The organism is Streptomyces sp. NPDC059454 (genome assembly GCF_042749965.1).
In the GTDB taxonomy this organism is placed as follows: domain Bacteria; phylum Actinomycetota; class Actinomycetes; order Streptomycetales; family Streptomycetaceae; genus Streptomyces.
Map to the genome: position 1 here is coordinate 36,406 of NZ_JBHYVC010000064.1, position 8,715 is coordinate 45,120.

At 74.3% G+C, this 8,715-nt stretch carries 9 protein-coding genes; 5 read left to right on the forward strand and 4 right to left on the reverse strand.

Features of this window, described 5'->3' with window-relative positions:
* Positions 1-84 precede the first annotated feature (84 nt).
* The 4 genes from ACFXAE_RS30270 to ACFXAE_RS30285 are packed head-to-tail and all read right to left on the reverse strand — an operon-like array spanning position 85 to position 5,251.
* Complete coding sequence (locus ACFXAE_RS30270; protein WP_384720802.1) at positions 85-1,464, reverse strand: O-antigen ligase family protein; 1,380 nt, start codon at positions 1,462-1,464, stop codon at positions 85-87.
* Between the two features lie 6 nt (positions 1,465-1,470).
* Complete coding sequence (locus ACFXAE_RS30275) at positions 1,471-2,895, reverse strand: exopolysaccharide biosynthesis polyprenyl glycosylphosphotransferase (RefSeq protein ID WP_384720805.1); 1,425 nt, start codon at positions 2,893-2,895, stop codon at positions 1,471-1,473.
* The gene (locus ACFXAE_RS30280) at positions 2,892-4,130 is read right to left on the reverse strand and encodes a glycosyltransferase (RefSeq protein WP_384720808.1); all 1,239 of its coding nucleotides are present in this window, start codon (positions 4,128-4,130) and stop codon (positions 2,892-2,894) included. Before ACFXAE_RS30280 ends, ACFXAE_RS30275 begins: the two co-directional genes overlap by 4 nt.
* A 44-nt stretch (positions 4,131-4,174) precedes the next feature.
* Positions 4,175-5,251 (reverse strand): DUF3344 domain-containing protein, encoded by a 1,077-nt coding sequence (locus ACFXAE_RS30285; RefSeq protein ID WP_384720811.1) that lies wholly within the window; start codon positions 5,249-5,251, stop codon positions 4,175-4,177.
* 340 nt (positions 5,252-5,591) lie between these two features.
* Between ACFXAE_RS30285 and ACFXAE_RS30290 the strand changes: the two genes are divergently transcribed.
* The 5 genes from ACFXAE_RS30290 to ACFXAE_RS30310 all read left to right on the forward strand — a co-directional run bounded on the left by ACFXAE_RS30290 (position 5,592) and on the right by ACFXAE_RS30310 (position 8,613).
* Positions 5,592-6,341 carry a hypothetical protein gene (locus tag ACFXAE_RS30290; RefSeq protein WP_384720814.1) on the forward strand — a complete coding sequence of 250 codons (750 nt, stop codon included), beginning with the start codon at positions 5,592-5,594 and terminating at the stop codon, positions 6,339-6,341.
* A gap of 144 nt (positions 6,342-6,485) precedes the next feature.
* Entirely contained in the window at positions 6,486-6,758 is a 273-nt protein-coding gene (locus tag ACFXAE_RS30295) for a hypothetical protein (protein ID WP_384720817.1), read from the forward strand.
* A 93-nt stretch (positions 6,759-6,851) separates the two neighbouring features.
* The gene (locus ACFXAE_RS30300) at positions 6,852-7,304 is read left to right on the forward strand and encodes a tyrosinase family oxidase copper chaperone (protein WP_384720820.1); all 453 of its coding nucleotides are present in this window, start codon (positions 6,852-6,854) and stop codon (positions 7,302-7,304) included.
* Positions 7,288-8,154, forward strand: coding sequence for a tyrosinase family protein (locus ACFXAE_RS30305; protein ID WP_384720823.1), 867 nt, complete (start codon positions 7,288-7,290; stop codon positions 8,152-8,154). Before ACFXAE_RS30300 ends, ACFXAE_RS30305 begins: the two co-directional genes overlap by 17 nt.
* A gap of 189 nt (positions 8,155-8,343) precedes the next feature.
* Positions 8,344-8,613 carry a hypothetical protein gene (locus ACFXAE_RS30310; RefSeq protein WP_384720826.1) on the forward strand — a complete coding sequence of 90 codons (270 nt, stop codon included), beginning with the start codon at positions 8,344-8,346 and terminating at the stop codon, positions 8,611-8,613.
* Positions 8,614-8,715 lie beyond the last annotated feature (102 nt).

An 8,715-nucleotide genomic window follows, 5' to 3' on the forward strand; every position in this document is an offset into this window, starting at 1 on the left:
CGCCTGCTCCGGGGCCGCCGGTCTTGAGCCCGCAGGGCTCGGGCCCGGCGGCGTGGGAGCCGGGAGTCTGCGAAGGCAGCATGGTCATCGGGCCGCGGTCTCCTCGAGGCACGCGGGCGCTCCGTCCCGCGGGGCGGCGTCCGCCCGGTCGTCGCGGGACAGCGCCCACCACGCCGTCAGGCCCAGGGCCATGCCGGTCAGGACGGTCGAAGGGCCGCCGATGTCGCCGTAGACGAAGTCGGTGAGCAGCCAGAGCAGGAGGCCGACGGCGACGAGCGCGCAGTCGAGGCCGGGGCCGCGGCTGCGGGCCCGCAGCAGGCGCCGCAGCGCGCACACCAGCAGCGCGAGCCAGCTCCCGGCGAGCGCCAGCAGCCCGATCAGACCCTGCTCGCTCAGCACCAGCAGATACATGCTGTGCGGCGACAGCAGCGCCTGCTTGTGGTACTCCTCGCCCGCCCCCTCGATGTCACTGCCCGAGGACAGCGCCAGGGTGGCGTGTCCGTCGCGGTACTCGGGAAAGTTCTTCAGCCCCACACCGGTCCACGGGTGTTCGCGCCACATTCCGGTCGCCGCCGCCCACAGGGTGTACCGGTCGACGACGGACTGGTCGGGCGTGTCGGTGACCTCCGTGATGCTGTCGATCCGCTCCTGCAGCATCGCCGTACCGACCCCGAACCCGCCCATCAGGACGACGCCCGCCGCGACCACGGCCGCCGCCACCTTCAGCGCGCGCCGCAGCCCCGCCAGCGCCAGCTGCACCGCGCACGTCAGCGCGGTCGCGATCCAGGCGCCCCGGCTGAAGGACAGCGCCAGCGGCAGCACCAGGACCAGGGCGCACCCGGCGGCGGCCGTCCGCTGCCACACCGGGGCCCGCCCCAGCGCGATCCCCGCCGCGCACACCACGCCCAGCGACACCGCCGTCGCCATGCCCATCACGTCCTGCGCCCCGAAGGTGCCGACCGCGCGGACGGTCTCGCCCTGGTACGAGGCACCGGTCCCGGTGACGTACTGGTGCGTCCCGACGACCCCCTGCCACAGGGCGAGCCCCACGAACGACCAGACCAGCGCCCGGAAGCCGGTCCGGCCACGGAGCAGCACCAGGACGGCGGCCGGGACGAGCACGAAGATCTGCAGATAGCGGCACAGGCCGCCGAGCGCCGCCTGGGGCGAGGCCGCCCCCATGGCGGCGAGCGCGAGGCCCACGACCGGCAGCCCCAGCACCACGGCCGCGCGGGGCGACAGCGGGCGCCGCCGATCCCGCAGCAGCCGGATCACGCAGTACCCGGCCACCAGCGCGGACACCACGTCGGCGGGCCCCGCGCCGTCCCCCGCCGACGGCAGGCCCGTCAGGGCGACCACCGCCACCAGCGGCAGGGCCGGCACCAGCGGCAGGAGCGGCGCCAGCGGCAGGAGCGGCGCCAGGGCGGCGGACCGGCGCGGCGACGGGACGAGGGCGTGGCTCACGTGGCGTCAGCTCCCCGTCGGGCGGACCAGCGTGGCCGCGGTGCGCAGCAGGATGCAGACGTCCCGCCACAGCGACCAGTCGTCGATGTAGGCGTTGTCGAACCGGCAGCGGTCCTCGATCGAGGTGTCGCCGCGCAGCCCGTGGATCTGCGCGAGGCCGGTGATGCCGGTACGCATCCGGTGCCGGGCCGCGTAACCGGGATACGTCTGGCTGAACTGCGCGACGAAGTACGGACGTTCGGGCCGGGGCCCGACCAGGCTCATGTCGCCGCGGAGCACGTTCCACAGCTGGAGCAGTTCATCCAGCGAGGTGCGCCGCAGCATGCGGCAGAACCAGCGCATCTCGTGCTCGCCCGCCACGCTCCACCGGGTCGCCGACTCGTGCTCGTCGACCGGGCGGTGGGTGCGGAACTTCAGCAGCGTGAACGGCTCCCCGTTCCGGCCGATGCGCTCCTGCCGGAACACCACCCCCGGCCCGTCACAGAGCCGCAGCGTCACGGCGCACACCAGCAGCAGCGGCGCGGCCAGCAGCAACAGCGTCCCCGAGACCAGGACGTCGAGCATCCGCTTGCCGATGCCGCCGCCGCGCGCCGGGGCGAAGTCCAGCCGCCGGCAGGAGAACCCGGCCAGCCGCTCCCGCGCCGGGTACGGCGCCGGGTCGGCGTCGACCTCCCAGACCGCGCAGCCCGACTCGGCCAGCGCCCGCAGCAGCGGCTCCTGTTCGGCCCGTACCGAGGGGTGGACGGCGAGCACCGTCCGCACTCCGTTCTGGATGACCGCCCGCTCGACCTCCTCGTCCGTGCGCAGCACCGGCACGCCCTCGGCGCCGTCCGGCTGCCCGGCGACGATCCCCACCGGCCGCACCCCGCAGCGCGGTTGGCGCAGCACGGCGGCGGCCACGCGCTGCGCGGTCGCGACCGGCCCGACGACGAGCGCGGCGTGCGGGCGGCGCAGCAGCGCGGCCCGCCGCCGCCCGTGCACGACCGCGCGCAGCGCACAGGCCGCCGCCGCCTGTACGGCCAGTCCGGCCAGCACGGTGCCGGCGGACAGCGCGTGCTCCGGCCGGTACGCGGCCCACAGCGCCGCGCCGGCCGGCCAGGCCACCGCGATGCGGCCGCACACGGCGGGCAGTTCCTCCAGCAGCCCCGGCACCGGCGGCCGGGTGTCACGCGGGCGCAACAGCAGCGACACCGCGATCAGCAGGGCGACGAGCAGCGGATGGCGCTGGGCCCCGGGCAGCACCAGCGCGGCGGGCAGGACGGCGGCACCGTCCGCGACGAGCAGCGGCAGCGGTGAGGCCGTCCGGGACGGCGCGGCGGGCAGCCGGGGGCCGGTGCCGGTGCCGCGCGGCCGCATGACGGAGACGGGCGAGAAGAATCCGTGGTCCCGCGGCGGTACGCCGGGGGAGGCCACGGTACGTTCGGCGGTCACGAGTGGATGGACTCCCTGTGCTCGGATGGCTCGACGCGCGATGTCGTCCGGTCGGCCCCGGCGTCCCCGGCCGCCCGGCACGGGCGTGTTCTTGTCGCGGCGGGCCGGGTGCCGAGCAGGTCGTGGTAGACGTCGGAGACCGCCCGCGCGGTGTGCCGGACGTCGTGGAGGGACAGCACGTGCCGGCGGCCCCGGTCGCCGAGGGACGCGCGCAGCGCCGGGTCGAGCAGCAGTGCGCCGACCGCCTCCGCCAGGGCCCGGGGGTCCTCCGGCGGCACCACGCACGGGGCGGCGAAGGACGGCGGCAGGCTCTCGCGGGCGCCGTCGACGTCCGTGACCACCACGGGCCGCCCGCAGGCCATCGCCTCCAGCGGGGCGAGCGCCATGCCCTCCCAGCGGGACGGCAGGACGACGAGGTCGGCGGCCTGGTACCAGGGGGAGGCGTCCGCGACGGCCCCCGCGAACAGCACGGAGCCGGGGGCGGCCGCGCGCAGCCGGTCACGGTCCGGCCCGTCGCCGACCAGCACGAGACGGGCGTCGGGCACCCGGCGCAGCACGGCGGTCCAGGCCCGCAGCAGGACGTCCTGCCCCTTCTGCCGGCACAGCCGGCCCACGCACACGGCGAGCGGCGCCTGCGCGGCCGGCCCGGCCAGCGGCGCGAGCCCGGCCCGTACGGGTCCTGCGGGCGCCGGGCGGAAACGGTCGGGGTCGATGCCGTTGGGCACGACGGTCCAGCGGCCGGTGATCCCGGCGTGCACGCCGGTGGCGCGTTCCGCCTCGCTCACGCACACCACCCGCGCGGCCCAGCGGGCCGCCCACCGCTCCCAGCGCAGCGCGAGGGCCGCCGTGCTCCCGCCCACCGCCTCGAACGACCAGGCGTGCGGCTGGAACACCGTGGGGATGCGCCCGCGCACCGCGAGCCGCCCGGCGAGCCCGGCCTTCGCGCTGTGCGCGTGCACCAGATCGGGACGCACCTCGTCGATCAGCCGGGCCAACTGCCGTACCTCCCGCGCCAGCGAGGCACCCGGCGAACGCGTCGCCCTCCAGTGCCGTACGTGCGCGCCGAGCGACCGCAGCTGGCCGGTGAGCGCGCTGTCGGGGCAGACCGCGGTGACGTCCAGGCCGTCCGCGAGCTGGACCCGCACCAGGTCCGTCACGACACGCGCCACTCCGCCGTCCACGGGCTGGGTGAGGTGCAGGACCCGCGGCCGGCGGCCGGCGGACGCCGGGTCCACGGGCCCGGTCTCCCCACTGCCGAAGGCGCTCGGCGCGGACGCGTTCACCACCGGGCGTCGACGGCGGCGAAGAGCACGCCCGCCCACGCCGCGTCCCGCTGGGACGTGAGCCGGAAGGTCGCCCGGTCACCGGCGTGCGGCAGACCTCCTTCGAGGTCGAACACGTCGGAGTCGTAGCCGAGGGTGTTGGCGTACGCCGGTACCCGCGCGGGGGACGCGCCGGGGTCGGTGATGGTGGAGTTCAGGACGTCGTCGAAGGGATTGGCCCGGTCGGTGAACGCGGTGGGGGTGGACCCGTCGGTGGTGAGGACGAGCGAGTCACCGCCGGTGCCGCGGTCGCCGTTGTACGCCACCAGCCCCGCCCGGCCCCCGGCGCCCGCCGGGAACGGCAGGTCGCGCAGCGGCATCTCGACCCCCGAGCGGCCGCCCAGGGGGGCGAATCCGTCCCAGAGCGCGAGGTGCCGCAGCGGTTCCGCCGGGTTCTCGTACGCCACCACCAGCGTCCAGCCGCCCCAGGTCCCGGCCGCCGACCGGCCCATGGCCACGTTGACCTGCGCCACCGTGTACAGACCCGGCGCGCTGTCCCGCACCAGTGCCGTCACGTCCGCCGAGGCCTGGAAGGCGTCCGCCCCGTCCGCCACCCGGTGCCCCACCACCGTGTCGGCGAGCAGCTCCTTGTACTCCCCGCCGGGCTCGGCGATCAGCACCCGCCCGTTGTCCTGCCACGGCTTCTGCTCGCCGGCGAGCAGGTTGCCGCCCCAGTACAGGCGGGCGTACGTCACCCGGGAGCCGGCGGGCAGACGGACCTCCGCGCGGGAGGAGTTGTACGTGTGGGGGTCCTGGTCGACGTCGATGTAGCCCATCTCGAAGTCGCCGTTCACCCCCTGCGCGCCGGCCTGCACGTCCCGGCACGAGGACGCCTGGGCGCGGCAGGTGGCGGAGGCGTTGGCGGCCCGCACGATGCCGCCGTGCTGGACCGCCCGGTACCGCTGGGAGAAGGCGAGGCCGTCGGCCTCCGGGGAGGGCGCGGCGGCCGCGGAGCCGCAGGGTGCCCACATCACTGCGAGGGAGAAGACGCCCACTGCCGCATGGCGAAGCATCTGACCCGGGGATTGACGCATGACCGTCGGAGCCTTTCGGAACAGGGTGGCGGTGGCAGGCAGCGGGACGAGTGCGATGCGGCCGCCCATGAGGGTGCTTCGGAGGTTCGCAACTCTAATCACCAAACGGAAAAATTCGTCGAAACTCGATGAAACCGGGCAAGTGTGTTGGAATCGTGAAACTTGCCCCGAAGGGCGGCCGGTCCGGCGCACCGCTTCGTTCGGGGACCCGTCGGGAGGAACGCGCGGCGGACGAGGGACGGCGAGGCGCGGGGAGCCGAATGGCGCACGTCCGGTTGCGGGGGTCCGCGGGCGCTCCCACGGTGGGCTCCAAGATCCGAAGCCCGCGAAAGGAACCTCCATGCGCGCTCTGCCTGCCCGACGCGTCGCACTCGGCGCACTGTGCGCCGCCCTTCTTGCCGGCCTCACCGGCCCGGCCGCCACGGCTGCCGAGCACGACCGCGCGACTCCCTCCGCCACCACACTGCTCGCGCAGGTCAGGACCGTCGACGCGGACGAGCACGGACTCACCCCGGTCGTCGACCTGCTGGAGGCCGTGCTCGGGACGGACGACGGCCGGCTGTCCTCCGGCGAGGTCAGGAAGCTGGGCGACGCGGCGAAGGACGCCCTGGCGAAGGCGGCCGACGAGGACCCGGTGGCCGCGACCGAGGCCACCACCACGACCGAGCCGTCGCCGTCTGCCACGACGGCGGACGACACGGAGCCGACCGTCAGCGGGGACGACCTCACGAGCGAGGAGCTGACCACCCTGCGGGAGACCCTCGACGCCCTCATCGACCTGCTCCGGCCCGCCACCGACGCCACCACGGACGCGGACACCGAGGCGGACACCGACGCCACCACGGAGGCGGACACCGAGGCGGACGAGAGCGCCGCCGCAGACCCTGGCACCACTCAGGAGCCCTCGCTGGTCGACGAGTTGCTGGCCCGGGTGCACGACCTCGTCGCCGAACTGCTCGGCACCGAGCCTCAGACGTCGACCCTGCCCGCGCCGGCCGCCCCCGCGCAGGCGCCGCTGCTGCCGGGCGTCACGCTCCCCGCGCTCACACCGCTGACCTCGATGCTGGTGCCGTCCGCGGCATCCTCGTAAAACTCCGTCGTCCTCGAAAAACTCTCATATGAGGACTTGCCAATCTTTGGCTTCCCGGTTTCCGCTCCGGCCGGGGATCGTTAGGCACGGCGACAGAATTCCCCTCCGGCGACCGGTCACCGCGTTGCCGAAGAAAGGAACACGATGAAGTCCCTGAAGGCTGCCGCCGTCCTCGCCGGAACCCTGATCGCCGCCGGTGCCGCCGCGCCCGCGTACGCCCAGGAGTCCCTTGACCTGGCGCGGACCGGCGTCGACACCGGCCTGCGCACCGCGGTCCCCTTCGAGCTGATGCCGGCGCACGAGTCGGAGACGCTCACCGGCGCCGACGACGAATCGCTGCTCGGCACGACGAAGGAAGCGGCGGCCACGGTGAACGAGGCCAAGCCGGTCCACGGCGACCTGGGGCTGCACGCCTGAAAAGCACCCCGCGAAATCCGGCCCCCAGTTTCCACTGGGGGCCGGATTTCGTTCGCCGCTACGGACGACCGTATGGACAAGGGAGTTGGACCGATGGTCATCGGAATCGACGGAACCCGGAAAGACGCGCAGCCGCCGTCGGCACCGGAGGGCAGAACACGGCGGGACGTGGCACGCGGACTGCGCACCGGCGCGCTCGCCGCGGCCCTGGCGCCGCTGCTCACCGCCTTCCGCGCACCGCGCCCCGCACCCGGGAAGGCGCGGGACCGAGCCTCCTTCGACCGGACGCACCGGGGCCACCGCGTCCAGGGGGTGCGGGCCGCGGACGGCCACTGGCACGTCACCCTCGACGGCCGTCCCCTGCACCTGATGCGCAGGGCCGACGGCACCTGGCTGAGCATGGTCGACCACTACTGCTCCTACCCGACGCCGCTCGACGCCGCCCGCGCCGCCGTGGACGCCCTCGCCCCCGGCGAGCGACTGCGCGAGGCGGGCACGGAACCGCGGCACGAGCACCGGGGAGGCGGGCATGGCGTACGTGCGTAAGGACGCCGCCACGCTCACGGCGACCGAGAAGCGCCGGTTCGTGAACGCGCTGCTGGAGGTCAAACGGCGGGGCGAGTACGACGAGTTCGTGCGCACGCACATCGCGTACTACGCCTCCGACGGCGAGCGCGGACTGCGCACCGCGCACATGGCGCCCTCCTTCCTGCCCTGGCACCGCCGGTTCCTGCTCGACCTGGAGGAGGCCCTGCGCCGGGTGGACTCCTCGGTGACCCTGCCGTACTGGGACTGGACCCGCGACCGCACGACCCGCTCCGCACCGTGGACGGCGGACCTCCTCGGCGGCAACGGACGCCGGTCCGACCGCCAGGTGACGACGGGCCCGTTCGCGTACCGGGAGGGCGACTGGACGATCCGGGTGGGCGTGACCGAGACGGAGTTCCTCACCCGGGACCTCGGCCGCCGGGGCGACCCGATCGACCTGCCGGGCAAGCGCGATCTGGAGTGGGCGCTGAAGGAGCCCGCCTACGACGTGGCGCCCTGGGACTCGACGGTCACGCGGGGCTTCCGCAACCGGATGGAGGGCTGGGGCACCGGCCGGGGCAGCGTCTCGTGGCGCAACCACAACCGGGTGCACCGCTGGGTCGGCGGCGTCATGCTCACCGCCGCCTCCGTCAACGACCCCGTCTTCTGGCTGCACCACGCCTTCGTCGACCTGCAGTGGTACCGCTGGCAGCGCCGGCACGGCGGGGCCCGCTACCTGCCCGCGACCGCGCCGGGCTCCGGCGACGAGCAGCACGGCCGGATCGTGTCCCGCCACGAGAGGATGCCGCCGTGGGACGTGCCCCCGGGGGAACTGGAGGACGTCAGCGCGACGTACCGCTACGCGTGACGCGACTCGTCCTCGCTCCCCGTTCGGCCATTTGATACCCCCTCGCACCGCCCTGACCTGCATCTTCACAGGGGAATTGCGCAATTGGGCGTTTCGGTTGCGAAGCACCGCAAAACATCCCTTATAGTCATGACTGTCGGTGAACGGTTCATGACGGAGCGTGCCGACGAGACGAGAAACGGAGAGGTAATGCGTAAGTTCCAGAAGGCTGCGGTCGTCGTGGCCATGCTCGGCAGTGTTGGTTTCCTCGGTGCGGGCGTCAGCCACGCCGGTGACGAGCCGAGCTTCAAGCTCGACAATGACCAGACCACCTCGTGCTCGGCGGACGAGTCGGCCTTCGGTGGCCTGGTCAACGTCAGCGACGTCAACGTCGTCGCCAACGTGCTGGCGGGCGTCCAGGGCCAGGCCACGGACATCAGCTCCGCGACCTGCAACGCCACCCTCGGCCTCGGCGGCTGACGATCGCTGATCCAGTGATCTGAAGCAAGTCCCGGGGGGGGGGGCCGGGGGGGGGGGGTTGGTGGTGTTGGTGTCGGGGGGGGTGGTGGGGGAAGGGGGGGC